Source organism: Streptomyces sp. 71268, assembly GCF_029392895.1.
Lineage (GTDB): Bacteria > Actinomycetota > Actinomycetes > Streptomycetales > Streptomycetaceae > Streptomyces.
This window is the reverse complement of record NZ_CP114200.1, coordinates 3,292,589-3,319,472: the sequence shown is the minus strand read 5'-3', so window position 1 is coordinate 3,319,472 and position 26,884 is coordinate 3,292,589. Positions and strand designations below refer to the sequence as shown.

The following is a 26,884-nucleotide window of genomic DNA, read 5'->3' as shown; positions in this document are numbered from 1 at the left end:
CGGGGCCGCCCCCATGGGAGAGATCGTCACCGATCCGCCCGGGACACGGCGAATTGCCCCCGGGTTCGCACCCGACGCCTTCGCCAGAGAGAATGCGGGTTGCGTACCGCCGGTGGGCTATGTCGGTGAGACGCTGCAAGGGGTCGTACATTTCCGGCCCCCACGGGGAGGTGGCAGGCACAGTGGAGCAGCTCACGCAACAGGACCCGAGACGGATCGGCCCGTTCGAGGTCCTCGGGCGGCTCGGCGCGGGCGGCATGGGGCTCGTCTACCTGGCCCGCTCGGCCTCTGGCCGGCGGGTCGCGATCAAGACCGTACGGACCGAACTCGCCGAGGACCAGCTCTTCCGGGTCCGCTTCACGCGCGAGGTGGAGGCCGCCCGCGCGGTCAGCGGCTTCTACACCGCCGCCGTCGTGGACGCCGACCCACGGGCCGCCGTGCCGTGGCTGGCCACCGCCTACGTGCCCGCGCCTTCGCTGGAGGAAATAGTCAACGAGTGCGGGCCGCTCCCGGCCCAGGCGGTGCGCTGGCTGGCGGCCGGCATCGCCGAGGCACTCCAGTCCATCCATGGCGGCGGCCTCGTCCACCGCGACCTCAAGCCGTCGAACGTGCTGGTCGTGGAGGACGGGCCGCGCGTCATCGACTTCGGTATCGCCTCCGGGGTCTCCAACACCCGGCTGACGATGACCAACGTGGCCGTCGGCACCCCGGCGTACATGTCGCCCGAGCAGGCCCGCGACTCCCGCAGCGTCACCGGCGCCAGCGACGTCTTCTCGCTCGCCTCCACCCTGGTCTTCGCCGCGACCGGGCACGCCCCGTACCACGGCGCCAACCCCGTCGAGACCGTCTTCATGCTGCTGCGCGAGGGCCCGGACCTGACCGGCCTGCCGGATGAGCTGCGTCCGCTCATCGAGTCCTGCATGCAGATGACCGCCGACGACCGGCCGACCCCCGCCGACCTCCAGGCGCAACTGGCCCCGCACCTGTTCTCGGCCGGCGACGACAGCGGCACCGCCTCCGCCTGGCTGCCGCACAGCGCGGTCGCCCTCATCGAGGAGCGGCGCGGCGGCCGGACCTCCGGCGCCCGCGCCGGAGGCGGCCAGCACCAGGGCCGCCAAGGTGACGGGCCCGCCAGGTCCGACCGGCCCGCGTCGACCGGCCAGCCCGGCGGCGGCTCCGGTTGGGGCCCGGCCGCCGGGGGAGACCCGCGCGGCGGGCTCACCGGCCCCGCGCCCGGCGCCGGTCGGCACGCCGCCCCCAGCGCGGCGGGCGTCGGGCCACCGTCGGCCGTCGCGCCCTCCGCGCCCGCGCCGCCGGTCACGCCCGCGCCGGTGTCCGCCGGACCCGGCGCCTCCGCCCAGGTCTCGGCGCAGCCCCCGCTCTCGTCGCCCCCCTCGTCGGCCGCGTCCTGTCCGCCGCCCTCCGCGCCGCACGCCGGGCCACAGCGCCCGCTGGACGGCGCGGCGCCGGGCGCGAGCGGCGGGCCGGTACTCGGCGAGGGGCCCGACGGCTCCGTGCGACTGCCCGGCTCCCAGGTGCCGATCGGCCCGGGGCCGCGCGTCGCGGACGCCAGGAACGGGCGGGCCGCCCCCGACGGCGGCCCGGCCACCGGCTGGGTCAGGCCGCCCAGCGGCGGCCCCGGCGTGGGACACGGCGGCGCCCCGGGCGGCCACGCGGCCGGCCACGGCCACCCGCCCGGCCACCAGCCCGCCACCGGACACGGCCCCGCCACCGGCCACGGCCCCCGCGACGAGGCGGGCCACGAGGGCGACCCGGCGGGCGGCGGGCCGGGCCGCTGGCGGCCCTGGCGGTTCCGGATGTCCAACGACGTCTGGGGCACCCCGGCGGTCGCCGGAGACCTGCTGTACGTCACGTCCTTCGAGGTCCACGCGCTGGACACGGGCACCGGGCGGCGCGTCTTCAAGACCCGCGACGTGGCCTGGGCGATGGCCGTCTCGGGCGGGCGCATCCACGCCTCCGACGGCACCACGCTCTACGCGCTGGACGCGACCGACGGCGCCGAGCGGTGGCGGCTGGCCACCGACGGCTGGGTCTACTCGCTCGCGGTCGACCGGGGCACCGTCGTCACCGGCACCCGGGGCGGCGGCGTGCAGGCGTGGGAGGCGGCCAACGGCGAACTCCTGTGGGAGATGAGCGGCGCCCAGACGGACTTCGAGACCCCGGAGTCGGGCCCCGTCATCCACGGCGACACGGTCTACGTGTGGTCGGACGCGCGGCTGCGCGCCCTGGAGGCGCGCACCGGCGTCGAGCGCTGGTCGTATCCCGTCGGCGACGCCGCCTCCTGCGGCGGCGTGCCGGTCCGGCTGCTGCACGCCCCCGACGGCGTCGCCTACGTCGCCGCCGGCACCCGCGTGCTGGCCATCGACATCGTCCGTGGCGACGTGCGCTGGCGCTTCGAGGCGCCGGCCGTCTTCCTGAGCCCGCCCGCGTTCGCGCCGGGCGCCGCCGTCGCCGGTGGCGGCATCTACATCGCCGACTACCTGGGCACCGTCTACGCCCTGGACGCCGCCAACGGGCGCGACCGCTGGCGGATCGCCACCGAGCCCCGGCAGTCCATCGAACCCGTCCTGGTCGCCGCCGGCTCCGTGCACCTGGGCAGCGGCGGCGCCCTGTACACGCTGGACGCCGTGACCGGCACCCCGAAGTGGCGGTTCGCCGCGGGCGGCGAGGTCATCGGCGCCCCGGTCGTCGCCGACGGCCGGGTGCACTTCGGCTCGGCCGACCACTGCCTGTACACGGTCGACGCCACCGGCGGCCAACTCCGCTGGAAGCTCGCCACCGGCGGAGAGATCACCGGTTCGCCGGTGGCCGTCGCCGGCGTCGTCTACGCCTGCAGCAAGGACCGCTGCGTCTACGCGCTGGACGCCGCCAAGGGCACGGGCCTCTCCCGCTCTCCCGCCCGCCAGCCGTAACCCGCGCGCCGCCGCACACTCCGGGGCGCTCCCGGCGCGCCGCGCGCCGGCCCGGGGCCCGTGGGGGCGCCGGCCGAGCGCCGCCGTTGTCGCCCGCCCCTGGTCGGCCGTGCGCGGGCGCACGCCCCTTGGCCGCGCCCGTTCCTCGCACGGCCTGCCGTCGCCCGTACGGTTCGCCGCCCCGCCCGTACGCCTCGCCGCCCCCCGTTCCCCTGCTGTCCCTTGTGCGCCCCGTACGTCCTGTGTGCCCTGTGCGCCCTGTGCGTCTCGTCTGCGCTGTCGCACCAGGCCGACGGCCGGGGGCGGGGCCGGGGCCCGAACTCTCCGCGTACGGTCCGTCCTGACCCCGCCTGGGGCCTCGGCAGGTGGTCCCGTCAGGGGGTCTCGTTAGGGCGTCTCGTCGTCCTCGCGCCGGATGGGCTGCGGCAGCGTCCGCTCGGCGTCCGACTCGGGCGGGGCGCCCGGCCCGGGCCACGGCGCGGTCTCGGGCCCGCCCCGCGAGGGCTCGTCGCCGGTGTCGTAGGCGGGGTCGTATGTGGGTGCCGGGTCGGCCTCGCGGGCCTGGCCGGGGGCGTCCGGGGCGGGGGAGAGCTGGCCGGTGGGGGGGCTGGGCCGGGGCGGGGGTGTCGTCCGTGACCGGTGGCATCTCGATCGTCTTGTCCTCGCGCTCGGCCTCCGGGGCGGCGGGCCAGGTGACGCGGGGGGTGGGGGCGCTGCTCGCGCTGGCACCGGCCCCGGTCCCGGTCGCGTACGGCGGGCGCGCGCCGGCGCGCGCCCCGGGCCCCCGCGGCGCGGACTGGGGCCGCGGCGCGTACAGGTCCCGCGGGTACGCCTCCGGCTCGTGCGGGTCGCGCTGGAACGCCCCGGCCGCGTAGCCCGCGGGCAACGGCGGCTCGCCGTCCCGCGCGAGGCCGGGCCGCCGCTCGACGGGCCTGCCGTGCCCGGCACCGGAGCCCGCGCCCGTACCGGCGCCGGCCCCGTAGCCGCCGCCCGGGCCGCCGGCCGGTGGTGGCGGACCGCCGTACCCGCCCGGGCCGCCGTACCCGCCCGGCCCGCTGTATCCGCCCGGGCCGGCGGGCCCCGGACGCGCTCCGTATTCGCCATACTCGCCGTACCCGCCGTACGTCTCCTCCGCCCGCTCGCCGGTCAGCGCGTGCCGGCCCCGGCGCGCGGGGCGCCCGCTCATCAGGGCCGCCGCGATCAGCAGCAGTATCGAGCCACCGAGCGCGCCCGCGACCCCGAGGCCCAGGCCGTTGCCCTCGCCGTCCACCGTCAGGCTGCCGGCGGCCTGGCCCTGGCGGACCATCCACAGCACGGTGAAGCCCAGTGCCACCAGGCCACCCAGCGCGACCAGCGGCCGCGACCGCAGCACCAGGCCCACCAGCGCGATCAGCCCGGCGCAGGCCATGGGCAGGAACAGCGAGCGCAGCAGGCTCACCTCGACGCCGCGCCCGCCGTCGAGCCCGCCGAACAGGTCGTCCACCCGCACGTCGCGCCCGTGACGGCCGTCGTACCAGGCACGGAAGGGGCTCCGGACGACGGCCGTCGCTCCGATGAGAGCGATGAGGCTCCCGAAGACGTTGCGGACCATCCCCGACTCCTCGCCTGTCGCGTACGCGCTCTCCCTTTCGACGCTACGCCCGCCCCGGCGGGCCTGCCACGCGGGGAACACACTGGGTAACGGTGCGGGGGGAGTTGGTGAAGAGATGAATCAAAGGGGCGGGAGGGAACCGATCTCGGCCTCGGCGCGTGGTGGAATGCAGACCCGCCGCGGGTGATCACCCAGCGGTCCGGCACCGTCCGGACGGCGTCCCGCCACGCACTCCCGCCAGGTGCTGCGGCCGGGTTCACCCCGCACCCATTCGGGCCGGGCGCAGGGCCGACGCGGCCCTCCCCCGAGGGGGTCGGTGCCGTCGCTCCGTTGCTCTATGCTGGCGTGCACTCGTCAATAGGCATTTATTGGCTTGTAACGGTCTTTTCCACGGGGGTATTTCATGAATGTGCGTCGCCGACGGCACCTGCGGGTGGTCGCCATGGTCGCCGTCGTCTTTATCGCCCTGACCGGCGCCCGGCGCAGCGGGGGCGGCGGCTGCGACGACAACGACAGCAGCTCGTCGTCGTCCAGCGACGGCTTCGTCTCGGGCAGTTCGTCCGGCGGCAGTTCGTCGGGCGGCAGTTCGTCAGGTGACAGCTCATCCGGCGGCGACTACGGGGGCGGCTCGTACGGAGGCGGCTCCTACAGCGGCGGCTCGTACAACGGCGGCACGTCCTCCGGTTACGACTCCACCCCGACGCCGTCCCCCACCCCGACCGAGCCGACCTACGACGGTGACGTGACCGGCGAGACGAACGGCAGCAACTGCCGCTACGACCAGTCGACCAGCCAGCTCCAGTACGACGTCACGGTGCACAACCCGTCCACGGTCACGACGTACGACTACTCGGTCACCGTCAAGTGGGAGGCCAGCTCCAACAGCCAGACGCTGGGCACCGACTACGAGCGCGTCACGGTGGGCCCCGGCCAGTCCCAGACCGTCACGTTGTCGAGCTACCACACCTTCAGCGAGCAGACGTACTACACCTGCCAGGTGACGAGCGCGTCCAAGTCCGCGAGCTGAGGCGGGGTCGGCTCGTCGGAGCCGCGTGCGCGGCGGGGCGTGCGTGAACGACAAAGGCCGGCTGTTCACGGTCGGTTGGACGGCGCGGCCCCGACAACACAGACACATGCGACGGTGGAGCCTGCCCCTCGGGGTTGGACTCCGCCGTCGCAGCGCGTTGTGCTCAGGAAGCGTGGCCGTCCAGCGGTATCGCCGGAGGGGTGTCGCTGTCATGAGCCTGTACACCCGTCACGTGGCCATCCATCGGCGCGATGGTGGTGTGGCCATCGGCCACCGCGGAAGAACCGGCGAAGAGGACCGCGGCGGCGGCAAGGGCGAGTGTCGCACACGCCTTTCTGGTGTCACTCATGAGAGCTCCTTAAGCGGGGGTGAGTATGCCTCGTGACAGGAACGTAATGACGGCGGTGATTCTTTTTGATCAAGCGGCCAGAAGTGGCGTGAACCTTGGCCGATTTCGACTAGCGATCCTCATGGGTGCAGGGACCAGCCGCGTCGGCGCCCCCTCCGTGCCGACGATGCCGGTCCCTGCAGTTATCCCCCAGGAAAGATGTCGAGAAGCCGCCTAGCCCTGCGGCTCGGACGTGGCGTGCCCGTCGCCGAGGGCGACCGCGGGCGCTCCGGTGGCGTGACCGTCGCCCAGGGTGGTGGGCGCGCCGGTGGCGTGACCGTCCTGCGGCAGCACGGGCGCGGGCTTCTTCCACTTGTCCGGGCGGATGGGGGCGCCGGTGGCGTGCCCGTCCAGGGACCTGATGTCCGCCTCGGTAACGGTGTCGTCCTGTGGCTCTATCTGGGCAGTCTGGTTGTCAGTCATGGTGCGGGTCCTCCCGTTAGTCGTGCAGTGAAGGGGTCAGAAGTGCCCGCCCAGTCGCTCCCCCGTGGGCGGCCGGACGGGCATTCAGGGCCGTTCACCATAACGGTGTGGCCATCTGATCGACCCGCCTGCCCCCCGACGCGACGGATCGACGCCACAGAGACTGCCGTGCAGTGATAAACGATCGATGAACGGCCAGCGTAGGAGGGTATGGACCAGAACTACGCGGCGGCGGGAGAGAGGAGTTGACGCACGGCGTCCGCTTCCGCGGCGCCCAACTGGTCGAAAATCGCGAGCGCCTCATTCCAGCAGGCGTGCGCGCGACCAGGCTGCCCGATTGCGTCGAGTGACCGCCCGAGTACCGTCAGCACATTTCCGCGACGCCATTCGCCGCCGATGCCCCGCAAATACGAAAGCGCCTGTTCCGCATTGGTGGCGGCGTGCGCCGCCTCTCCGGCCGCGAGATATACCTCGGCGAGCCGGTACAACGTCATGCCTTCCCACAGGCGTTGCCGGTTCTCGCGGAATACCGTGAGCGCGTTGGTGAACTGCGTGAGCGCCATGTCCAACTGCCCGGCGTGCCGCAAGGCGAGGCCGTAGGCGTACAGGCCGTTGGCCAGGCGGAAGGTGACCCCGAGCTGTCGGTAGATGGTCAGCGCCTGCTCGGCGAGTCGAACCGCGCTGTCGGTGTTGCCCAGGGACACGTGGACCCGGGACAGGTTGCACAGCGCGCTCGCCTCACCGGGGCGGTTCTCGTCGGCCCGGAAGGCTTCGAGGGCACGCGTCAGGTACGCCTCGGCGTCGTCGTGCCGGCTGTGGTAAATCGCGATAATCCCGCGCTCGTTGGCCGCCTGACCGCAGGGCACCGGGTCGTTGCTGGCCACGCCGAGGAGCATGGCGTGCTGGGCTTCCTCGTCGGCCTTGTCGAACCGGCCCGAGAGACTGTGCGCGAACGTCAGCACCGTGCGGGCCCTGCCCTCGGCCCGGGTGTCCCCGGCTTGCTGGGCGGCCTGCAGGAGCACGGTGCCCGCCTGCAGGCACTGGTGTGAGTAGGTGCCCGACTCGGCCAGGTCGCGGGTGGCCTGAAGGAGGTCGACGGCCCGGCGCAGGGTGTCGCCGCCGGCGAGCTGGCGGGCCGTCGCCAGGATGCAGGTGGCCTCCGCGAACAGCCAGTCCAGCGCGGCCTCGCGGTCCGAGAAGGCCAGCCCCGGGTAGGTCGTGGGGGCCAGGTGGTCCACGACGCGGTCCCCGGGGCGCTCGATCGCGTACACCCGGGCCGCGGACGCCAGGTAGAAGTCCAGCAGCCGCGACATCGCGGCGGCGCGCTCCGACGGCGGCTGCTCGTCGCGCTCCGCGCAGGCGCGGGCGAACAGCCTCACCAGGTCGTGGTAGCGGTAGCGGCCCGGCGCGGCGGACTCCAGGAGTGACGCGTCGACCAGGGACTCGATCAGCTCCTCGGCGTCGTCCGGGTCCATGTCGAGCATCGCGGACGCGGCGGCCAGCGAGATGTCGGGACCGTCGGGCAGGCCCAGCAGGCGGAAGGCGCGCGCCTGCTGCGGCTCCAACTGGCCGTAGCCCAGCTCGAAGGTGGCCTTGACCGCGAGGTCGCCGGCGCGCAGCTCGTCCAGCCGGCGGCGCTCGTCGCCCAGCTTGCGGGCGAGCGCCGAGACCGTCCAGGTGCGGCGCGAGGCCAGCCGGGAGGCGGCGATGCGGATCGCCAGCGGCAGGAAGCCACAGGCGGCCACCACGTCCATGGCCGCGTCCCGCTCAGCGTTGACGCGCTCCGCACCCACGATGCGGGTGAAGAGCATGAGCGCCTCCTCGGGGCTCATGACGTCGAGGTCGACCAGGTGCGCGCTCTCCAGGTCGATCATGCGCGCGCGACTGGTGATCAGCGCGGCACAACCCTCGGCGCCGGGCAGCAGGGGGCGCACCTGCGCCGCGTCGCGCGCGTTGTCGAGGAGGGTGAGGACCTTGCGGCCGGCGAGCGTGGAGCGGTAGAGCGCGGCCCGGTCCTCCAGGGTGTCCGGGATGGCCTCGTCGGGCGTGCCCAGGGCGCGCAGGAAGGAGGCGAGGACGGCCTCCGGCTCCACGGCGGTGGGGCCGGCGCCCTGGAGGTCGATGTACAGCTGCCCGTCGGGGAAGTGGGCGCGTGCCGCGTGCGCCACGTGGACGGCGAGCGTGGTCTTGCCGACGCCGCCGATGCCCGCGACGGCGGAGACGGCCATCACGCGCCCCTCGGCCGTGGCGAGCTGGTCGCTCAGCTCCGTGACGAAGGCCGCGCGGCCCGTGAAGTCGGCGACGGTGGCCGGAAGCTGGGCGGGTCGCACGGTGGCGGGCTGTGAGGCGGACGAGGTGCCCGTCGGCATCGCGTTGAGGTTGGTGTCCGCCTGCAGGATGCGCTGCTGGAGTTCGGAGAGCTCGGGGCGTGGATCGACCCCGAGTTCGTCGGCGAGCAGCTTGCGGGTGTCGGCGTAGACGGCGAGCGCCTCCGCCTGCCGGCCGCTGCGGTACAGGGCCAGCATCAGCAGTTCGCGCAGTCGCTCGCGCAGCGGGTGGGCCGCCGTCAGCGCGGTGAGCTCGGAGATGGTCTCGGTGTGGTGGCCCAGTTCGAGGTCGAGGTCGAGGCGGGTCTCGACGAGGCTGAGGCGCCACTCCAGGAGCCGGGTGCGCTGGTTGTCGGCGTACGGGCCGGGCAGGCCGGCCAGCGGCTCGCCGTCCCACAGGTCCAGGGCCTGGCTGATCAGCTCGCGGGCCCGGGCCCGCTCGCCGCCCGCGCGCGCCTTCTCGGCCTGGCCCGCGAGCTGTTCCGCGCGGTCCACGTCGAGCGCCTCGGCGTGGACCTGTAGGGCGTACCCGCCGGATTCGCTGACCAGCGTGCTCGCGTCCGGCCCGAAGGACTTCCGTAGCCGCGACGCGTACGTGCGCAGCGTGGCGATCGCGGCGTCCGGGGGCTCGTGCCCCCACAGGCCGTCGATGAGCTCGGCAGCGGTGGCCGTCCGGCCATCGCGCAGCAGCAGGGCGGCGAGGAGGGCGCGTTGTTGCGGCGAGCCTGTGTTGAGCGGTACGTCGCCGCGCCAGGCCCGCACGGGGCCGAGCACGGTGAAGCGCAACTGGTGCGCTTGCCCCTGATCGTCGCCCATGGTCTCCCCTTGCCGAGTGTCTCCGCTTCGCACCGGTCAGTTTGCCTTGTCGGTGGCCTCCGCGTCAGTAGGGGCCGGGCCTCTGCACAAGGCCCGCAAGAGTTGGCCGATTCGCAATATCGGCGGGTTGGGCGGTGGGTCGGCGTGCGGTAGTTGATGCCACGGTCCCGGCAGGCCGGGGGGAGGGAACTCCGTTGATATCAACTAGTCTCCCGGCATCCGCGCATCGATGCGGATATACCACTACTTTCGATTCCATAGCGGAGCTTCGTCCCCGCGTGCTTCGCGGATGGGGCGCGCGAACGAGGGGTGTTCTCCGGCCAGTTGACCGCGTCTAAACCGAAGTCAACAGGCACATGAAGTGTCCCCCGTGACGCTTCCCCGCCCCGCATTTCGGCACCGTACGGGCTGTTCGAGGCCAACGCTACCGGCCGATCGACGTGTTGACGGGCGCGCCGCTAGCTCCGTGCGCCAGGTTCCGCATCCGGCCTGCGGGCCGGTGGGTTGAGGCGCGTGGTGCGGGTGGGGCGGCACGTCGTGCGGTACGTGTGCCGGTGCTCGAACGGGCCCGGTGACGCAGGGCGGACACGGGCCGGCCGGGGCGTTGGCCCGGCGCCCGGCCCGACGGCGCGGTGCGCGCCCGGGGCGCGTGCCGGGGCTTCGCGGTCGTGGGGGCGCGGGGCGGTGGCCGAGGCCGGCCGGGTCGCGGGTTCCGGTCGAGCAATTCCAAGATCGCCAGCCGGCGGCAATCGGTGCCGGTGTTCGCGAATGCGATGATCCCGGGAAACGGTCCGCGCGCGCCGTGTCGCATATGCCCATACAGCGTATACGCGTCACTCGCCGGACTATTTACTAGTGAAATTACCAGTGGATTCGGTGTCCGCTAAGTGCCGGTCCCTTTGCTGAGGGGTGGACCGCGTAGACGCGCACCGCCACTCCTGGCACGCTCACTTCCGAAGCGGCCCAAGGATCGCGGGGATTTATGAATCCGCGGGTCGCGGGGTCAGTAATTCCACTGGCTCTCGGCGAACGGGGGACCCGCCCGTGCCCACCGTCGCGGAGATGGGCACGGCGCGGGGTCGTCGTTGTCGGGGAGGCGGGACGGGGGCGCCTACTGGTTATCGCTGTTGTATGGATTGGTTGAGGTCAGTTGATGAGGCTCGTCGCGTACCGCAGTTCTGATGCGCCACTGCTCACGGGATATCGGCTACCGGGCGAGCTGTTGGGGGTGCGGCCGGCCGACTGGTCGGACGCGGCCGAACCGCACCGGATATCCGAGCCACGGGAGCGCCGCGACGAGCGGCTGTACGTCGTACGCGACACCGCGTACGTGCGCTATACGGAAATCGACTGGGCCAGTGGGCAGGCCCGGTTGGAGATCGGACCGCGCGCGGGGGAGGGGCGCGACGAATCGGGCGCCCGGGAGCACGGCGAACACGAGGGCGACCTGCTCGGCGCGCTCGTGGACGCCGCCGTGACGCATGGTCGTCGCGTCCTCAACCTGCGCCGCCTGCACGGCTGGGTCACGCCGGCGGCCCGCCCCCCGCTGGCGCCGCTGCGCGCGGCCGGGTTCGTCTGGGAGGCGGTGGTGCCGCGCGGGTGTTGGTACGCGGGCGCCGAGGTGGAGCGGGAGATCTGGGGGCTGGTCACCCATGGCTGAGCTCGTACGACTGGAACTGCCGGACGCCGTCCGGGGTTTGCGCCGACTGCCCGACAGCGGCCTCGGGTTCCTCGGCCTCGACCCGCTCACCCAGCACGACCAGTGGCTGCTGAACCGACTCACCAGCATGCGCGCCACGGTCTACGACACCGAGCGCGGCACCCTCGTCGGCTACGCGCCCAACCCCGCCAACCCGCGCCAGGCGCGGGTGGCGGTGGCCGCCGACGACAGCGCCGCCCTGACCGCGCTCCTGGACCTCATACGCTCGACGGCCGGCTACACCTCGTTCACCGCCGTCGCCTGCGCGCCGGACGCGGGTCTGCCCGCGCTGCTCGACTGCGGCTTCCGCGAGGTGGGCACGTTACGCGGGCACGTCCTCCGCGCCGGGGTCTACCTGGACGCCGACGTCTACTACGCCGCGGACGACGACCTACGCCCACACCCACGGACCGCTCTCCACGGCTGACGGCCGGCGCTGTCACCGGCTCCCCGAGACGGCACCACCCGGCCGCGTACGACTGACGACGGGCCGCCCGTGGCCACCGTCCGTGCGGCCGGGACTACCCCGCGCAGGCGAATCGCTTATCGGACGGTTAGCGTCATGCGACACCCTGGAGTTGTTAACGGGGGCTGAGCGGAGGGGGAGTCATGAAGCCGATCGAACCGGGTGAGACCCAGAGCGTGACGGTCATGCGGCTCTATCAGCATGCGGTGCGCGAGGGGGGCATCGAGCCGGGGCAGGCCGCCGAGCAACTTCAGGTCTCCGAGGACGAGGCCGCGGCCGCACTGGCTGAGCTGCGAGAACTCGGCCTGCTGCGGCGGCTCTCGGTCGCGCACACGCGTCTGGTGGCGATCAACCCACAGACGGCGGCGGCCGATCGGCTCGGCCCTCGGGAGCACTCGCTGCGCGAGGAGCAGTCCCGGCTGGCGCGGCAGCGGGCGGCGATCGAGGCGTTCATGCCCGTCCACCTGGAGGCCGCCATGGGGCAGTACCCCGCGGAGGGCGTGGAGGTGGTGGACGACCCCGAGCTGCTGCACAAGATGATCAGCGAGATGACCGCGGTGAGCCAGATCGAGGCGTGCGTGATCCAACCCTTCGGCATCCGCACCCAGGAGGAGGCGGACCTGGGACTGCCGAAGTACCTCAACCTGCTCGGCCGTGGCGTGCGACAGCGCACGCTGTGCCAGCACAGCGTGCGGTACAGCGCCACCACCAAGCAGGGGGTCGCGGAGCTGTGTGCCGCCGGGGCCGAGGTCCGCACGCTGGACGTGCTGCCGCCCCGGATGATCGTCATCGACGGCTCCCAGGCCATCCTGCCCGGCGCCGACCAGGCGGAACTCAGCGTGGTCGTCCGGAACTCGGCCGTCGCCCGCTACCTCACGAGCGTCTTCGACATCTTCTGGATGGCCGCGACCCCCTTCTCCGGCCTCGGCCAGGGCCCGCGCGACCGGGACATATCGCGGGACATCGACTCCGCCATCGTCAGGCTCCTCACCACGGGCGCCAAGGACGAGGTCATCGCGCGCCGGTTGGGCATATCCCTGCGCACCTGCCGCCGCCGCATCGCCAACCTCATGGACGACATCGGCGCCGACAGCCGCTTCCAGGCGGGTTACCTGGCCCGGCAGTACGAGGAGCGGCGGGCCGGCGCCGCGGGCCCGGGCGTGGGCTCGGCGGCGACGCTGCGCCGAGTACCGGGGCTGGCCGCCCGGGCGAGCTGAGTCCGGGCCCGCCGCGTCACGACGACACGGGGGTCGCGTGCGGGACGGTGGGTCGGGCCAGCGAGTCCAAAAGCTGCCGTACCTCCTGCTGTTCGGGGGAGTCGAGTCGCTCGTGCACGGCCAGCGCCGCGCTCCAGCACACGCGGGCCCGGTCGGTCTGGCCCAGCTCGGCGAGGGCCAGGCCGAGGGTGGTGAGAGTCATGGCCCAGCGCCTTTCCCCGCCGATGCAGCGGAGTTCGAGGGCGCGTTCGGCGTGGTGTACGGCCTCGGCTGGCTGTTGTTGGGCGAGGCGCACCTCGGCGAGTCGGGCGTGCGTCGAGCCCTCCCACAGCCGCTGCCGATGGGTGTGGAAGCACTCCCTGGCGCGGTTGAGGTAGTCCGTCGCCTCCTCGTGGCACCCGATCTGGGTCAGGGCGATGCCCATGGTGTACCAACTGTTGGCCACCCGGAGGACACCCCCGGAGCGCTCGTGGAGAGCGATGGACTCGTCCAGGAGCGCGAGCGCCTCCTCGGCGCGTCCGGTCGCCGCGTAGACGCGGGACATGTTGCTCAGCGAGTTGGCGACGCCCGGGAGGTTGTCGTCGGCGCGAAAGGCCGCCAACGCTGCCTGGAAGTGCGCTTCGGCCTCGTCGTAGTGATGCCGGTAGACGGCCACGATGCCGAGGTCGGTGTGTGCCTCGCACCGCGGGATCGGGTCGGCGACGCTGGTGGCCAGAGCCAGTGCCTGCCGGCACGCCTCGTCCGCGTCGTCGAGTCGGTTCAGCAACCGGTAGCTCAGTGACAGCAGCAGGCAGGCGCGGCCCTCCGCGCGGGCGTCCCCGGTCGTGCGCGCGGCGTCACGGCAGGCCAGCGCCGCGCGGTGGAAGGCGTTGGTCGCGGCCCCCGACTCCACCAGGTCCTTCGAGACGGTCAGCAGGTCGACGGCCTGGGATTGCCGTGCGCCGCCCAGGGACTGGTGAACCAGCGCGAGCAACCCGTCCGCCTCCGCGAACAGCCAGTCCGAGGCGGCTTCTTGGGTCGCGAAGACCAGCCCCTCGTGCCGCGTTGCCGCCACGTGGTCGGCCACCCGGTCCCCGGGCCTGCTGCGTGCGTACACCCCGCGCGCCGTGGCCAGGTAGAAGTCCAACAGGCGGGACAGGGCGGCCTCCCGGTGCTCCGCGGACTGGTCGGTCTCGGCGCGGGCTCGGGCGTAGAGGCGCACCAGGTCGTGGAAGCGGTAGCGGTCCGGCGTCGTGGCCTCCAGCAGGGACGCGTCCACCAGGGACTCGATGACCCCCTCCGCCGCCTGGCTGGGCAGGTCGAGGAGGGCGGCGGCGGCCGACAGGGAGATGTCCGGGGTGTCAGGCAGCCCGAGCAGGCAGAAGGCCCTGGCCTGGGCGGCGTCGAGCTGGGCGTAACCGACCTCGAAGCAGGCGGTCACGGCCAGGTCTCCGACGCGCAGCTCGTCCAACCTGCTCCGCTCGTCGGCGAGCTTGGTCGCCAGTGTGGCCACGCTCCAGCGGCGGCGGGTGGCCAGGCGGGAGGCGGCGATGCGGATGGCCAGCGGCAGATAGCCGCAGGCGGCCACGACCGCGGAGGCCGCCTGGTGGTCGTCGCCGATGCGCTCGGGACCCACGATGCGGGCGAAGAGGGTGTGGGACTCGGCCGGGGTCGTGACGTCCAGGTCGACCACCAGCGCCCCGTCCAGCGCGAGGTGGGCACGGCTGGTGACCAGCGCGGCGCACCCCTCCGCACCCGGCAGCAGCGGCCTGACCTGGCCCGCGTCGCGCGCGTTGTCCAACAGCGTGAGCACGCGCCGGCCGGCGAGCGTGCTGCGGTACAGGGCGGCCCGCTCCTGCACACCGGACGGGATGGCCTCGTACGGCACCCCGAGTGCGCGCAGGAAGGCGCCGAGTACGACCTCGGGCTCGGCCGGGCCCGGGCCCGCGCCCTGGAGGTCCACGTAGAGCTGCCCGTCGGGAAAGTGATGCCGGGCGGCGTGCGCGACGTGGACGGCCAGCGTTGTCTTGCCGACGCCGCCTATGCCCGCGACGGCCGCCACCGCCATGGCCGGGCCCTCGGCCGGGGCCAGGTGGCTGAGCAGCTCCGCTGCCAGTCGGGTGCGCCCGGTGAAGTCGGCAACCGCCGCCGGAAGCTGGGCGGGGCGGACCACCGCGTCCCGCCGCGTGGTGTTCTGCCGGTCCACCGGCGGTGTGAGCGCCGGATCGCCCCGCAGAATCCGCTGCTGCAACGCGGACAGCTCGGCCCTCGGGTCCACGCCCAACTCGTCGGCGAGCAGCCGGCGCGTGTCGGCGTACACCGCGAGCGCCTCCGCCTGCCGGCCGCAGCGGTACAGCGCCAGCATCAGCAGCTCCCGCAGCCGTTCCCGCAACGGATGCGCGGCGGTGAGCGCCGTCAACTCGGCGATGCAGTCGGCGGGGTGTCCCGTGGTGAGGTCCAGCTCCAGGCGGCTTTCCAGCAGTCCGACGCGCCACTCTTCCAGGCGGTTGCGCTGCGAGTCGGCGTACGGGCCCGGCACGCCGGCCAGGGTTTCGCCGTCCCACAGGTCAAGCGCCCGCTGGAGCGACTCCCTGGCACCGTGGTGGTCGCCCGCGGCGCTCGCCCGGTCGGCCAGGGTGCGTAACTCCTCGGCCCGGCCCAGGTCGACGGCGTCCGCCGCGATCCGCATCGCGTATCCGCCCGACTCGCTGGCCAGCACGTCCGCATCGGGCCCGAACGTCTTGCGTAGCCGAGAGGCGTGATTGCGCAACGCGGCGACCGCGGCGTCCGGTGGCTGGGTGCCCCACAGGTCGTCGATCAGCTCCGGTGCCGTCACCGTCCGCCCGCGGCGCAGCAACAGGGCCGCCAGCAGGGCCCGCCGCTGCGGCGGGCCCACGTCGAGCGGTTCGTCGCCGCGGTACACCCGCACCGGGCCCAGCACGCCGAACCGCAACAGACCAGCTCGGCTCGCGCGGTCCGGGTGTTGCTCGTCGGGATCCCGCCCCGACCCGTCCCACGGCCGATCCCCACCCGCCATGGCTCCCCTCCTCAGGCACAGACCAGCGAAGTGCGAGTCAGTTTGCCTTCTTCCGTTGCCCGACACGGCAGATAAATGGGGACTGCGGCCCCCGCCGCACGACCATGGCCCGAAACACACGGTAACCCTGTGGTTACGGATTCCGCTGGTGATTCGGGTCTTGTTTCGGCGGCGAATGTCACGCCGAGCGTCGGCGTGCGGCGTCGGCCGGCTCACGACAGGGGTGATCGAAAGGGGTGGCTGTGGCCCGTGGGGTGGGGGTCGCCGGCTCGGGGGGCGGGTGGTTGACATGTGGCGTGGCTCCTTGTGACGCAGGTGGGACCGGTTGTGACGGGTGCGTGGGCAGGGCGGGCTGGGGCGCTGGCGGTCGTCGGCTCGGATCGTGAGCGCGGGTGAACGGGGGGTTTACCGCGTGTGTGGCGGAAATTTTTGAATCCGGACAAACGGGGCGCGGATGCGATTCCCGTAGCAGGGGCAAAGCCGCGCGATGCCTCCGAAGCGCAGGAGCTCGTGACGATTCGCCGAGCATTTTCGGCCAAGATTCTGCTTTCTGGCTTCTCAATCAAGCTTCTGCGCCTGGAATTTGATCTTCCGGGTGCGGAAACAGCACGCCTTAACGTCCTGTTCATGGTTCAGGCAGATCCCCCACGGCCCCAGGCCGGAGACACGGTACGGAGCGTCGCCTCACGCTGGCCCCGGCCCGGCCGCCGCGCGCGGGCCGGCGCGAGCGGAGTCGCGCCCACCACCGGGATGCCCGCCGCCGAGGCCGTGCCCACCACCGGGGTGCCCGCCGCCGGCGCCGCTGCCGGGGCGGTCGCCCCAGCCGCCCCGCACACCGCGCCCGATCCACCCGACGCGCCCGTCCTGCCCGACTCGCCCGGCTCGGGCGGGCGCGGTGTGCGGGACAAGGGGCTGAGCGGCGGGTCCGTCGGGTTGCTCGGGAGCGCCGTGATCGGCGTCTCCACGGTCGCGCCCGTCTACTGCCTGACCTCCACCCTCGGGCCGACCGTCGGCGAGGTCGGGTTGCAGACGCCCGCCGTCTTCCTGGCCGGCTTCCTGCCGATGCTGCTCGTCGCCTTCGCCTACCGCGAGTTGAACCGCTCCGTCCCGGACTGTGGCACCTCCTTCACCTGGACGGTCAAGGCGTTCGGCCCCCGAGTGGGCTGGATGTGCGGTTGGGGGCTGGTGGTGGCCACGATCATCGTGCTCTCCAACCTCGCCGGAATAGCCACCTCCTTCTGCTACCTCCTGCTCGGCGAAGTCACCGGCAGCGCGGCCGTCGCCGACCTGGACGACAACACCGCCGTACACATCGCCACCTGTCTGGCCTTCATCGCCCTGGCGACCGCGATCAGCTACCGCGGCATGACCGCGACCAAGGGCGTCCAGTACGCGTTGGTCGGGCTGCAACTCGCCGTGCTCGTCCTGTTCGTGGCGCTGGCCATCGGCAAGGCGCGCACCGGTGACCTCCCGGGCTCCATCGGCTTCTCCTGGAGCTGGCTCAACCCCTTCGCGGTGCCGTCCTTCGCCACCTTCACCGCGGGCCTCTCGCTGTCCATCTTCATGTTCTGGGGCTGGGACGCCTGTCTGACCGTCAACGAGGAGACCTCGGGCAGCGACCGCACGCCGGGCCGGGCCGCGCTGCTGGCCATGGTCGTGCTCGTCGGCTCGTACCTGCTGACCGCCATCGCCGCGCAGATGTACGCCGGTGTCGGGGAGCGGGGCACCGGGCTCGGCAATCCCGACACCGCCGACAACGTCTTCGCCGCGCTCGCCGACCCGGTCCTCGGCTCGGCGCTCGGGGTGCTGCTGTTCGTGGCCGTCCTCGCCTCGGCCGCGGCCAGCCTGCAGACCACGTTCATCCCCGTGGCCCGCACGGTCCTCGCGATGAGCACGTACCAGGCGCTACCGCCCGCCCTGGCCCGCGTCCACCCGCGCCACCGCACGCCGGCCGTGGCGACCGTGGCCGCCGGTGTGGCCACCGGCCTCTTCTACGCCGTGATGAGCCTGGTCAGCGAGAACGTGCTGATCGACACGATCTACGCCCTCGGCCTCATGATCTGCTTCTACTACTCCATCACCGCCTTCGCCTGCGCCTGGTACTTCCGCCGCGACCTGCGCCGCTCCGCGCGCGACCTGATGTTCAAGGGCGTCGCCCCGGCCCTCGGCGGCCTGCTGCTCGCCGCCGTCTTCGGCAAGACGCTCTACGACATGGCCGACCCCTCCTACGGGAGCGGCAGCTCGGTCTTCGGGGTCGGCGGCGTCTTCGTCATCGGCGTCGGTCTGCTCCTGCTGGGGTTGGTGCTCATGACCGTGATGCATCGCCGCAGCCCGGCCTTCTTCCGTGGCGACGTCCTCACCCGCGCCACCCCGGCCCTGACCGTCCAGGACTGACCACGCCCGACCGGGCCCGACGGGACCCGACCCCGCCACGGCGGACGCTGTACCAGACCACCCCGCCGGCACGGCACCCCGCGCCGGAGCACGACCCCCGAGCACCGCGCCGGAACGCAACCCCGAGCACCGCGCCGGAGCACGACTCCCGAGCACGGTGCCGAAGCACAGCGCCCGAGCACCGCGCCGGAGGGCAGCCGCCCGTTAGTGGTCGCCGAGGAAGATCGGGTTGGTCATGGCGGCCATCGGACCGGGGACGCCGGACGTGCCGCCGTCCGCCGGGGCGTGCCGGACCTCGGCCCGGACGTACGCGGCGTACGAGGGCGTGGTCTGCCACTCGACGGTGCCCGAGCCCGACGCGGGCGTGGCCGTCGCGAACAGCTGGCCCTGGTCGGTGAGGAAGCGGACCGTGCCCTTCGCCGGGGCGCCCGATATCTCAAGGCGGACCGTGACCCGCTCGTCCCTGGGAGCCGACAGCCGGCCCCCTATGCCCGCGTGCCGCCCGCGCCCGTCGAGCGCCGTGAACGACAGGTTGATCGCCGTGGACTCCGCGATCCAGCTACGCCCCGCCCTGATGCCGGCCAGGACGGCCGGCCGGGACAGGTCGTCGGCGAGCACCACCGTCTGCGGCAGGCCCACCGTCTGGCCCTCCCGGTGGGCGTCGCTGTTGCCCATCGCCGGGAGCCAGGGCCTGCCGCCACGGACGGCCGCGACCAGGGCGTTGTCCCACTCGGCGATCGACACGTCGTCCTCAAGGGTGAACGGCCCGTTCCACACCTCGACCGCGTCCGCCTCGTTGAAGCCGAACTTCCAGTTGCAGCCGACGCAGGACGCGTGCGGGTGGGCCGGCACCACCAGGCCGTCGGCCTGCCGGATCTTGCGGGAGAAGCGGCCGAACGCGTTGTCCCTGGCCCGGTAGCGCCAGTCCACGAAGGTGCCCGGGTCCACGCCGAGCGCCAGCACGTGGCCGTTGCGCGTGGTGACCTCCTCACCGGTGAGGATCAGCAGGTCATCGCCCCACAGCCCGTCCCACGCGGCGTGCGCCGAGTGCGTGTTGTGCTCCGTGGTGGTGATGAAGTCGAGCCCGGCGGCGCGGGCGGCGGCCGCCACCTCACCCGGGGTGCGCTTGCCGTCCGAGTGCACCGTGTGCAGGTGGCTGTCGCCCCGGTACCAGGCGCGCCCGCGCCCCTTGGCGCGCTGCGGCGGGTAGACCGGGCGCGGGGTGCGCCCCCGTGGGCCGTGCCGCAGGGTGATCGTCACCTCGTAGCGCAGGCCCTGCGGCGCGACGGTGTACGGACCGAGCACGACGTGCCAGGTGCCGGCGCCCACCGGGCCCGGCAGATAGCCGGGTGTCGCCCGCTCCGCGCTGATGGTGAACTCCGTACGCGCCCCGCCCGACCAGCCACGGAAGCCGCGCCCGCCCAGCTCGGTGCCCCGCTCGTCGAAGATGCCGATGTCGCAGGCGTTGCCCTGGGTGCCGGCGGGCACGGTGGGCCTGTCGTAGGAGTACGCGACGTGGATCTCCCGGACACCGCTCGGCACCTCGATCGGCAGGTAGACGAAGTCCGGGGCGCCGGTCGGCAGTTCGCCGGTGACGCGCCGGCTCTGCTCGCCGCGCCCGTCCGCCGCCTGGGCGAAGGTCACGGTGGAGAGCGTGAGCGCGCTCGCCGCGCCGGTGGCGGCCGACGCCCTCAGCAGTGATCGACGGTCCATTTCCATCCCCCCATCAGCGGCCCGCGCCCTGCCCGAACGCAGGTCGCCGTCACCCGTCCAACCGGCCCGCGCGACGCCGTACCACCAGCGCCCCGCGTGCCCGTGCCCCACTCGCGCGACGGCGCACGAGGCAGCCGCCACCGCCGGCCGAACGGCCCCCGCCGCGCCTCGCGGCCGGGTCCCGAACTGCCGTGTGACAACCGTTGTACGCGTCTGTGACAGAGGCGGAAAGCCCTGTGGATAACCCGATGACGGTGAGAGAACATACGGGCAGCAAGCCCAGCCGACGCGGAGGTAACACCCGGCCATGCGTGTCTCCATCACCAGCATGCTCACCGACGAGACCATCGGCCCGCTCCGACTGGCACGCGAGCTGGAGGAGCGCGGGTTCGCCGGCCTCTACCTGCCCGAACACACCCACATCCCGGTGGACGCCGCCTCGCGGCTGCCCTCCGGCGAGCCCACGCCGCGCGCGTACGGCCGCACCCTCGACCCGTTCGTGGCGCTCGGTCAGGCCGCAGCCGTCACCGAGCGGATTGGCCTCGGCACCGGCGTCGCCCTGGTCGCCCAGCACGATCCGATCGACCTCGCCAAGCAGGTCGCCACCCTCGACTTCCTCTCCGGCGGCCGGTTCACCCTGGGCCTCGGCTTCGGCTGGCACGTGGAGGAGGCCGCCAGCCACGGCGTCGGCTGGTCCACCCGGCGTGAGCTGGTACGCGACCGGATGGCCCTGATGCAGGCGCTCTGGGCGCCGGAGCCGACCGGCCACGAGGGGGAGTTCGGTTCCGTACCGGCCAGCCATGCCCACCCCAAGCCGTCGCACGCGCCACGGGAGCGCGCCGGCGCGCCGCTGACCGGGCCGCGCACCCTGGTGGGCGGGGCGGCCGGCCCCAAGCTGTTCGCCCACATCACCGAGTACGCCGACGGCTGGCTGCCGCTCGGCGGCAAGGGCCTCGCCGAGACCCTGCCGAAGCTGCGCCAGGCGTGGACGGAGGCGGGCCGCCCGGGCGAACCGGAGGTGGTGCCGTACGCGGTGCTGCCCTCCGCGGGGAAGCTCGCGCACTTCGCTGACCTGGGCATCACCGAGGTCGTGTTGCAGACGCCGACCGGCGACGAGAACACCGTGTTGCGGGCGCTCGACGACTACGCGCAGTACCTGTGACCCCGTACGCGCCGTACCCGAGACCCCGTACGCGCAGTACCTGTGACCCCACCCGTCCCACGGTCGTCCCGCAGCGCGCGGGGTGGTCGCGCGCGGCGTCCCGGGGCCTGTGACATAGCCCGCAGCGATCTTCGGCGCCACTGTCGGAGGCCGCTCGTATCCTCAAGGAATGACGACGAGCGCAGAGGGACAAGGCTCCGAACGACAGCCGCAGCGGTCGCGGCAGGCGCGGCAGTCGCACCCGGCCACGCCCGATCACACCCCCGCTGAGCAGGCCGTACCGCGGCCGGCAGCGGACGCGGCAGCCTCGGCCGGCGCGCCGGCGACACCCGACGGGCCGCCCGCGCCGGCCACTTCGGACCCCACGGCCCCGCCGGTCGAAACCACCCCGCCCACCCCCGCCGACCCGACCGTCTCGTCAGCCTCCGCCGTCCCACTGCCCACCCCGGCCGTCCGGTCCGCCGCGCCCACCGCCAACGCCATGCGCCGCGCGCTGCGCCGGGCGCGCGACGGCGTGGCCCTGGACGTCGGCGAGGCCGCGGTGCTGCTCCAGGCGCGCGGCGCCGACCTGGACGACCTGTGCGCGTCCGCCGCGCGGGTGCGCGACGCGGGCCTGGCCGCCGCCGGCCGGCCCGGCGTCATCACGTACTCGCGCAGCGTCTTCATCCCCCTCACCCGGCTGTGCCGGGACAAGTGCCACTACTGCACCTTCGCCACCGTCCCGGGCAAGCTGCGCCGTGCCGGCCACGGGATGTACATGTCGCCGGACGAGGTGCTCGCCATCGCCCGCCGCGGCGCCGAAATGGGCTGCAAGGAAGCCCTGATCACGCTCGGCGACAAGCCCGAGGACCGCTGGCCGGAGGCGCGGGAGTGGCTGGAGGCGGAGGGGTACGACGACACGATCTCGTACGTGCGCGCCATGGCCATCCGCGTCCTGGAGGAGACCGGGCTGCTGCCGCACCTCAACCCCGGGGTCATGACCTGGACCGACTTCCAGCGGCTCAAGCCGGTCGCGCCGTCCATGGGGATGATGCTGGAGACCACGGCCGAGCGGCTGTGGAGCGAGCCGGGCCAGCCGCACTACGGCTCGCCCGACAAGGAGCCGGCGGTGCGGCTGCGGGTCCTGGAGGACGCGGGCCGCAGCTCCGTGCCGTTCACCAGCGGGCTGCTGATCGGCATCGGTGAGACGCCCGAGGAGCGCGCGGAGTCGCTGTTCGCGCTGCGCCGCGTCGCCCGCGCCTACCACGGCATCCAGGAACTCATCATCCAGAACTTCCGCGCCAAGCCCGACACGGCGATGCGCACCGCGCCGGACGCGGAACTGGACGACCTGGTCGCCACCGTCGCCGTCGCCCGGCACATCCTCGGCCCGTCCGTGAACCTCCAGGCCCCGCCCAACCTGGTGGACGGCGACGTGACGGGGCCGGCGGCCGGTGGCGCGTTCGCGCGGCTGATCGGCGCGGGCATCGACGACTGGGGCGGCGTCTCGCCGCTCACCCCCGACCACGTCAACCCCGAGCGCCCCTGGCCCCAGATCGACGCGCTCGCCGAGCACAGCGCCGCCGCCGGCTTCGAGCTGCGCGAACGCCTCGCTGTCTACCCGGACTTCGTCCAGCGCGGGGAGCCCTGGCTCGACCCCCGACTGCTCCCGCACGTCGGCGCGCTCGCCGACCCCGAGACCGGCCTGGCCCGCGCCGAGGCCGTGCCCACCGGGCTGCCGTGGCAGGAGCCCGACGAGGGCTTCGCGCTGCCCACCACCGGCACGGGCCGCACCGAACTGCACCGCACCATCGACACCGAGGGCCGCACCGGCGACCGACGGGCCGACTTCGACCACGTCTACGGCGACTGGGACGCGCTGCGCGAGGCAGCGGCGCCCGGCATGGTGCCCTCGCGGATCGACGGGGACGTGCGGGCCGCGCTGGCCGTGGCCGCCGACGACCCGACCCGGCTCACCGACGACGAGGCGCTGGCGCTGCTGCACGCGGACGGGGACGCGCTGGACGCGCTGTGCCGGGTGGCGGACGACCTGCGCCGCTCGGTGGTCGGCGACGACGTCACGTACATCGTCACGCGCAACATCAACTTCACCAACGTCTGCTACACCGGCTGCCGCTTCTGCGCCTTCGCCCAGCGCCGCACGGACGCCGACGCCTACACCCTCTCCCTGTCCCAGGTCGCCGACCGCGCCGAGCAGGCGTGGGAGGTGGGCGCGGTGGAGGTGTGCATGCAGGGCGGCATCCACCCGGACCTGCCGGGCACCGCCTACTTCGACATCGCGCGGGCGGTCAAGGAGCGCGTGCCGGGCATGCACGTGCACGCGTTCTCGCCGATGGAGGTCGTCAACGGCGCCTCGCGCACCGGCCTGTCCATCCGCGAGTGGCTGACCGCCGCGCGCGAGGCGGGGCTCGACTCCATCCCGGGCACGGCGGCCGAGATCCTCGACGACGAGGTGCGCTGGGTGCTCACCAAGGGCAAGCTGCCCACCGCCACCTGGGTCGAGGTCGTCTCCACCGCGCACGAGTTGGGCATGCGCTCCTCGTCCACGATGATGTACGGGCACGTGGACCAGCCCCGGCACTGGCTCGGCCACTTCCGTACGCTCGCCGGCATGCAGCGGGCCGCGCTCGAGAAGGGCGTCGCGGGCTTCACGGAGTTCGTGACCCTGCCCTTCATCCACACCAACGCCCCGGTCTACCTGGCCGGCATCGCCCGCCCCGGCCCCACCACCCGTGACAACCGGGCCGTCACGGCCATGGCCCGGCTGCTGCTGCACCCGTACATCCCCAACATCCAGACGAGTTGGGTCAAGCTGGGCACCGAGGGGGCGGCGGAGATGCTGCGCTCGGGCGCCAACGACCTGGGGGGAACGCTGATGGAGGAGACCATCTCCCGGATGGCGGGCTCGGGTTACGGCTCGTACCGCTCCATCCAGGACCTGGTCGCCATAGCGGAGGCGGCGGGCCGTCCGGCGCGGCCCAGGACGACGACGTACGGCCAGGTCCCGGCGGAGCGGCAGGCCGCCGCGCTGGCGTCCGACGGCCACCTGCCGGAGCTGCTGCCGGTGCTGGGGGACGGCGCGGTGTGACACACCAACGGCCCCGGTCGGGCCAGACCGACCTCCCGGGCCTGACCGAACCGACCCGACCGAACCGGGCACGGGAAGTCGGGTCCGTGGGGGTGCGGCCTTCCTAGCGTGGTGGGCGTAAGGGAAGGAGACCGAGGTGCTGGACCGGCTGAACCAGGCCCTGGAGCACGTCGAGGCACACCTCGACCAGCGGATCGAGCTGGCCGACCTGGCGCGGATCGCGGTGACGTCGGAGTACCACTTCCGGCGGCTGTTCTCCGCGCTGGCCGGGATGCCGCTGTCGGAGTACGTACGGCGCAGGCGGCTCACCGTCGCGGGGGCCGAGGTGCTCGCCGGGGAGCGGACGCTCCTGGAGATCGCGGTGCGTTACGGCTACGGCTCGGGGGAGGCGTTCGCGCGGGCCTTCCGTGCCGTGCACGGCGTGGGCCCGGGCGAGGCGCGGCGCGATGGCGCGCCGCTGTGTTCGCAGCCTCGGATCTCCTTCCGGCTGACCGTCGAGGGGAGTAGCAGCATGCGATATCGAGTGGTGGACAAGGAGCGGTTCCGCGTCGTGGGCAGGAGGGCCCGGGTGCCGCTCGTCCACGAGGGGTGAACCCGGCGATCGCGGAGTTCATCCGCGGCATCGACCAGGAGACGCTGGGGCGGATCACCGCCCTGTCCGACCAGGAGCCTCGGGGCGTGGTCGGGGTCAGCCACAACCTCGACCCGAGCCGGGCCGAGGGGACGGAGCTGGACTACTACCACGCCGCCGTGACCGGGGCCGAGGCGCCAGCGGATCTGGACGTGTTGGAGGTGCCCGCCGGTACCTGGGCCGTGTTCGACAGCGAGGGCCCGTTCCCGCTGACGCTCCAGCACCTGTGGCGGGACGTGTTCACCCAGTGGTTCCCGTCCAACCCGTACCAGAGCAGGCCGGGGCCCGAGATCCTGCGGACCCGCCTGTCGGAGGACGGGGCGCGGGCCGAGGCGGAGCTGTGGATTCCGGTGGAGCGCGTCCGGAGTTGACCGGGCGCGGGCGCGGGTGAGGCGGCGGGCGACGGGTGGGGCTCGGGTGCGGGTGGGGCAGGGGTGCGGGTGGGCGCCGACCAGGCCGTACCCGCCCGGCCCTGCCCGGTCCCCGCCCGTCCCCGCGCGATTCCGCCCGCCCCCTGCCCGTCCCTGTCCCGCCCACGCGGCTCCGCCGATCCGTCGGTTCAGGGCCGGCAGGGCACGCGGTGGGCGCCGGTGGGGGGCTCGTCCTTGATCAGGCCGTCGAAGCCGCGCGCGCGGTGCTGGCGGCAGGCCGAGCCTGCCCGCACCGAGCCCGCGTAGTCCACGGCGAAGACGGCCTTGCCCTCCTTGATGAACGGCAACAGCTCGTCGCACTCGTCGAACTGTGCGCACTCCTCGGGTAGCGCCCAGTCGAAGGCGTCGACCAGCCGGGCGGCCGAGCCCGGCTGGTCGTGGCCGTTCTTCAGGCCCACGGACAGGCCGCGCCGATGGGCCTGTTCGGCGACCTCGCGGTACCAGGAGAGCTGGTCCTCCAGAGTGATCGGGAACCCCGGGTCGTTGTCGACCGGGTTGTTCTGGTCGGGTTCCACGCCGTCACACCCCATCCGCCGGGCGAGGTCGAACCGGGCCCAGACGGTCTCGGCGAACAGGTGCCGCCGCGACCGCCGGATGTCCAGCCACCGCTCGCCCTCCCAACCGGTGTCCCAGCCGATCACCGAACCCGCGGCGGGCTGCCGCGGCCGGTTCGGCGCCCCACCCGCCGCGGCGGCGCGGTGGCCGGGGAAGCGGTGGGCGTCGGGCCGGTAGTCCTCGTACGCGCCGGTGTCGACGTAACAGATGACGATCGGGCGCGGCGTGCGGGCGTGCAGGGTGGCGATCTTCCCGGCGAGCGCGCCGGCCGGTACGGGGATCACCTCGCCGTCCGGGTAGCGCAGTTCGGACCCGGCGGGCGCGAGGTCGAACAGGTCGAGGTCGTACATCCGCCGGGGCGCCGACAGGTCGTACGGCTCGCTGATCTGCCAGTCCCAGTCGGCCGCGGCGCCCGGCCGGGGGCGCCACCAGTCGCCGGTGGCGGGCTGGCGGGTCGCCCCGCCGGTGGGCTCGCGCGCCTCCGCCGGCGGCTCGGTACTCTCGTGCGCCCCCTTAGAACGCTGCGCGCGCCCGCTCTCACCGCAACCCGCCAGCACGGACGCGACCAACACCAGCGCGACCGCCAAACCGCCAACCCTCATGGACTCCCCCGTGCCCCGTGCGTTCCCCCGGCGCGCGACGTTCCCGCCCGCGCGCCGCACGGGGCGATGCTAAGCGGCCCGACGCGGCTCGGCGGGCCGCGCTGTTCGCCTCGCGGACAGGTGCCGGAATGGCCGGACGTGCCCCGGTACGAGTCGGCGCGAGCCGGCGTGGTGCGGGGCACCGTTCGGGGGCCGCTCGGCGGGCGGGTGGTTCGATGGCGCGGGGCGGGCCGGGCTGGCCCGGTTCGGCGGTGGCGGCGAGGGGGTGTGGTGCTCGGCGCGGGGCGTCGCGATGATGTGGTTCACATTCGGCGACGGGCCGGAAGCGATCATTCATGGTCCATTACAGTGCTGAACCAGTTTGGGTGCTGCGCGAAGAGCTATAGAAACGAACTGAAAGGGGCG

The 26,884-nt window shown here is 73.5% G+C and carries 14 protein-coding genes and 1 pseudogene; 9 read left to right on the top strand and 6 right to left on the bottom strand.

Annotation, left to right across the window (positions count from 1 at the left end; genetic code table 11):
* Positions 1 to 119 precede the first annotated feature (119 nt).
* Both OYE22_RS12380 and OYE22_RS12375 read left to right on the top strand, forming a co-directional pair.
* Positions 120 to 2,933 (top strand): PQQ-binding-like beta-propeller repeat protein, encoded by a 2,814-nt coding sequence (locus OYE22_RS12380; protein ID WP_277320474.1) that lies wholly within the window; start codon positions 120 to 122, stop codon positions 2,931 to 2,933.
* 1,994 nt (positions 2,934 to 4,927) lie between these two features.
* A complete protein-coding gene (locus OYE22_RS12375) occupies positions 4,928 to 5,551 on the top strand; it encodes a hypothetical protein (protein ID WP_277320473.1) in 624 nt (207 codons plus the stop codon).
* A 163-nt stretch (positions 5,552 to 5,714) separates the two neighbouring features.
* Here OYE22_RS12375 and OYE22_RS12370 read toward each other — a convergent pair whose 3' ends face one another.
* From OYE22_RS12370 to OYE22_RS12360, 3 genes are all read right to left on the bottom strand, one after another.
* A complete protein-coding gene (locus tag OYE22_RS12370) occupies positions 5,715 to 5,900 on the bottom strand; it encodes a hypothetical protein (RefSeq protein WP_277320472.1) in 186 nt (61 codons plus the stop codon).
* 213 nt (positions 5,901 to 6,113) lie between these two features.
* On the bottom strand, positions 6,114 to 6,362 hold the full coding sequence (locus OYE22_RS12365) for a hypothetical protein (protein ID WP_277320471.1): 249 nt from the start codon (positions 6,360 to 6,362) through the stop codon (positions 6,114 to 6,116).
* A gap of 221 nt (positions 6,363 to 6,583) precedes the next feature.
* A complete protein-coding gene (locus tag OYE22_RS12360; protein ID WP_277320470.1) occupies positions 6,584 to 9,505 on the bottom strand; it encodes a BTAD domain-containing putative transcriptional regulator in 2,922 nt (973 codons plus the stop codon).
* A gap of 1,153 nt (positions 9,506 to 10,658) precedes the next feature.
* On the opposite strand from OYE22_RS12360, the gene OYE22_RS12355 reads away from it, so the two are divergent.
* The 3 genes from OYE22_RS12355 (at position 10,659) to OYE22_RS12345 (ending at position 12,887) form a co-directional block, all read left to right on the top strand.
* Positions 10,659 to 11,165: a hypothetical protein gene (locus tag OYE22_RS12355; protein WP_277320469.1), complete on the top strand. Its 507-nt coding sequence runs from the start codon at positions 10,659 to 10,661 to the stop codon at positions 11,163 to 11,165.
* Positions 11,158 to 11,631 (top strand): hypothetical protein, encoded by a 474-nt coding sequence (locus tag OYE22_RS12350; RefSeq protein WP_277320468.1) that lies wholly within the window; start codon positions 11,158 to 11,160, stop codon positions 11,629 to 11,631. Before OYE22_RS12355 ends, OYE22_RS12350 begins: the two co-directional genes overlap by 8 nt.
* Positions 11,632 to 11,813: 182 nt before the next feature.
* Positions 11,814 to 12,887 (top strand): hypothetical protein, encoded by a 1,074-nt coding sequence (locus tag OYE22_RS12345; protein ID WP_277320467.1) that lies wholly within the window; start codon positions 11,814 to 11,816, stop codon positions 12,885 to 12,887.
* 16 nt (positions 12,888 to 12,903) lie between these two features.
* Here OYE22_RS12345 and OYE22_RS12340 read toward each other — a convergent pair whose 3' ends face one another.
* Complete coding sequence (locus OYE22_RS12340) at positions 12,904 to 15,903, bottom strand: BTAD domain-containing putative transcriptional regulator (protein WP_277320466.1); 3,000 nt, start codon at positions 15,901 to 15,903, stop codon at positions 12,904 to 12,906.
* A gap of 627 nt (positions 15,904 to 16,530) precedes the next feature.
* Here OYE22_RS12340 and OYE22_RS12335 point away from each other — a divergent pair.
* Positions 16,531 to 18,297 carry an APC family permease gene (locus tag OYE22_RS12335; protein WP_277320465.1) on the top strand — a complete coding sequence of 589 codons (1,767 nt, stop codon included), beginning with the start codon at positions 16,531 to 16,533 and terminating at the stop codon, positions 18,295 to 18,297.
* A gap of 204 nt (positions 18,298 to 18,501) precedes the next feature.
* Here the strand turns inward: OYE22_RS12335 and OYE22_RS12330 are convergent, their stop codons facing one another.
* Positions 18,502 to 20,010 carry a CehA/McbA family metallohydrolase gene (locus tag OYE22_RS12330; RefSeq protein WP_277320464.1) on the bottom strand — a complete coding sequence of 503 codons (1,509 nt, stop codon included), beginning with the start codon at positions 20,008 to 20,010 and terminating at the stop codon, positions 18,502 to 18,504.
* A gap of 307 nt (positions 20,011 to 20,317) precedes the next feature.
* Here OYE22_RS12330 and OYE22_RS12325 point away from each other — a divergent pair, with 307 nt between their 5' ends.
* From OYE22_RS12325 to OYE22_RS12315, 3 genes and pseudogenes are all read left to right on the top strand, one after another.
* Entirely contained in the window at positions 20,318 to 21,172 is an 855-nt protein-coding gene (locus tag OYE22_RS12325) for a TIGR03619 family F420-dependent LLM class oxidoreductase (RefSeq protein ID WP_277320463.1), read from the top strand.
* 169 nt (positions 21,173 to 21,341) lie between these two features.
* Positions 21,342 to 24,260 (top strand): bifunctional FO biosynthesis protein CofGH, encoded by a 2,919-nt coding sequence (locus tag OYE22_RS12320; protein ID WP_277320462.1) that lies wholly within the window; start codon positions 21,342 to 21,344, stop codon positions 24,258 to 24,260.
* Positions 24,261 to 24,396: 136 nt separating this feature from the next.
* Positions 24,397 to 25,262, top strand: a pseudogene (locus OYE22_RS12315) (AraC family transcriptional regulator).
* A gap of 188 nt (positions 25,263 to 25,450) precedes the next feature.
* On the opposite strand, the gene OYE22_RS12310 reads toward OYE22_RS12315, so the two are convergent.
* Positions 25,451 to 26,479: an endo alpha-1,4 polygalactosaminidase gene (locus tag OYE22_RS12310; RefSeq protein WP_277320461.1), complete on the bottom strand. Its 1,029-nt coding sequence runs from the start codon at positions 26,477 to 26,479 to the stop codon at positions 25,451 to 25,453.
* Positions 26,480 to 26,884: the final 405 nt, after the last annotated feature.

What these genes read in the sequence shown, in the direction of transcription:
- OYE22_RS12325 (WP_277320463.1), top strand. Translation starts at nt 20,318, where the DNA reads ATGCGTGTCTCCATCACCAGCATGCTCACCGACGAGACCATCGGCCCG.
- OYE22_RS12320 (WP_277320462.1), top strand. Translation starts at nt 21,342, where the DNA reads ATGACGACGAGCGCAGAGGGACAAGGCTCCGAACGACAGCCGCAGCGG.
- OYE22_RS12365 (WP_277320471.1), bottom strand. Translation starts at nt 6,362, where the DNA reads ATGACTGACAACCAGACTGCCCAGATAGAGCCACAGGACGACACCGTT.
- OYE22_RS12370 (WP_277320472.1), bottom strand. Translation starts at nt 5,900, where the DNA reads ATGAGTGACACCAGAAAGGCGTGTGCGACACTCGCCCTTGCCGCCGCC.
- OYE22_RS12380 (WP_277320474.1), top strand. Translation starts at nt 120, where the DNA reads ATGTCGGTGAGACGCTGCAAGGGGTCGTACATTTCCGGCCCCCACGGG.
- OYE22_RS12375 (WP_277320473.1), top strand. Translation starts at nt 4,928, where the DNA reads ATGAATGTGCGTCGCCGACGGCACCTGCGGGTGGTCGCCATGGTCGCC.
- OYE22_RS12355 (WP_277320469.1), top strand. Translation starts at nt 10,659, where the DNA reads ATGAGGCTCGTCGCGTACCGCAGTTCTGATGCGCCACTGCTCACGGGA.
- OYE22_RS12350 (WP_277320468.1), top strand. Translation starts at nt 11,158, where the DNA reads ATGGCTGAGCTCGTACGACTGGAACTGCCGGACGCCGTCCGGGGTTTG.
- OYE22_RS12345 (WP_277320467.1), top strand. Translation starts at nt 11,814, where the DNA reads ATGAAGCCGATCGAACCGGGTGAGACCCAGAGCGTGACGGTCATGCGG.
- OYE22_RS12330 (WP_277320464.1), bottom strand. Translation starts at nt 20,010, where the DNA reads ATGGACCGTCGATCACTGCTGAGGGCGTCGGCCGCCACCGGCGCGGCG.
- OYE22_RS12340 (WP_277320466.1), bottom strand. Translation starts at nt 15,903, where the DNA reads ATGGCGGGTGGGGATCGGCCGTGGGACGGGTCGGGGCGGGATCCCGAC.
- OYE22_RS12335 (WP_277320465.1), top strand. Translation starts at nt 16,531, where the DNA reads ATGGTTCAGGCAGATCCCCCACGGCCCCAGGCCGGAGACACGGTACGG.
- OYE22_RS12310 (WP_277320461.1), bottom strand. Translation starts at nt 26,479, where the DNA reads ATGAGGGTTGGCGGTTTGGCGGTCGCGCTGGTGTTGGTCGCGTCCGTG.
- OYE22_RS12360 (WP_277320470.1), bottom strand. Translation starts at nt 9,505, where the DNA reads ATGGGCGACGATCAGGGGCAAGCGCACCAGTTGCGCTTCACCGTGCTC.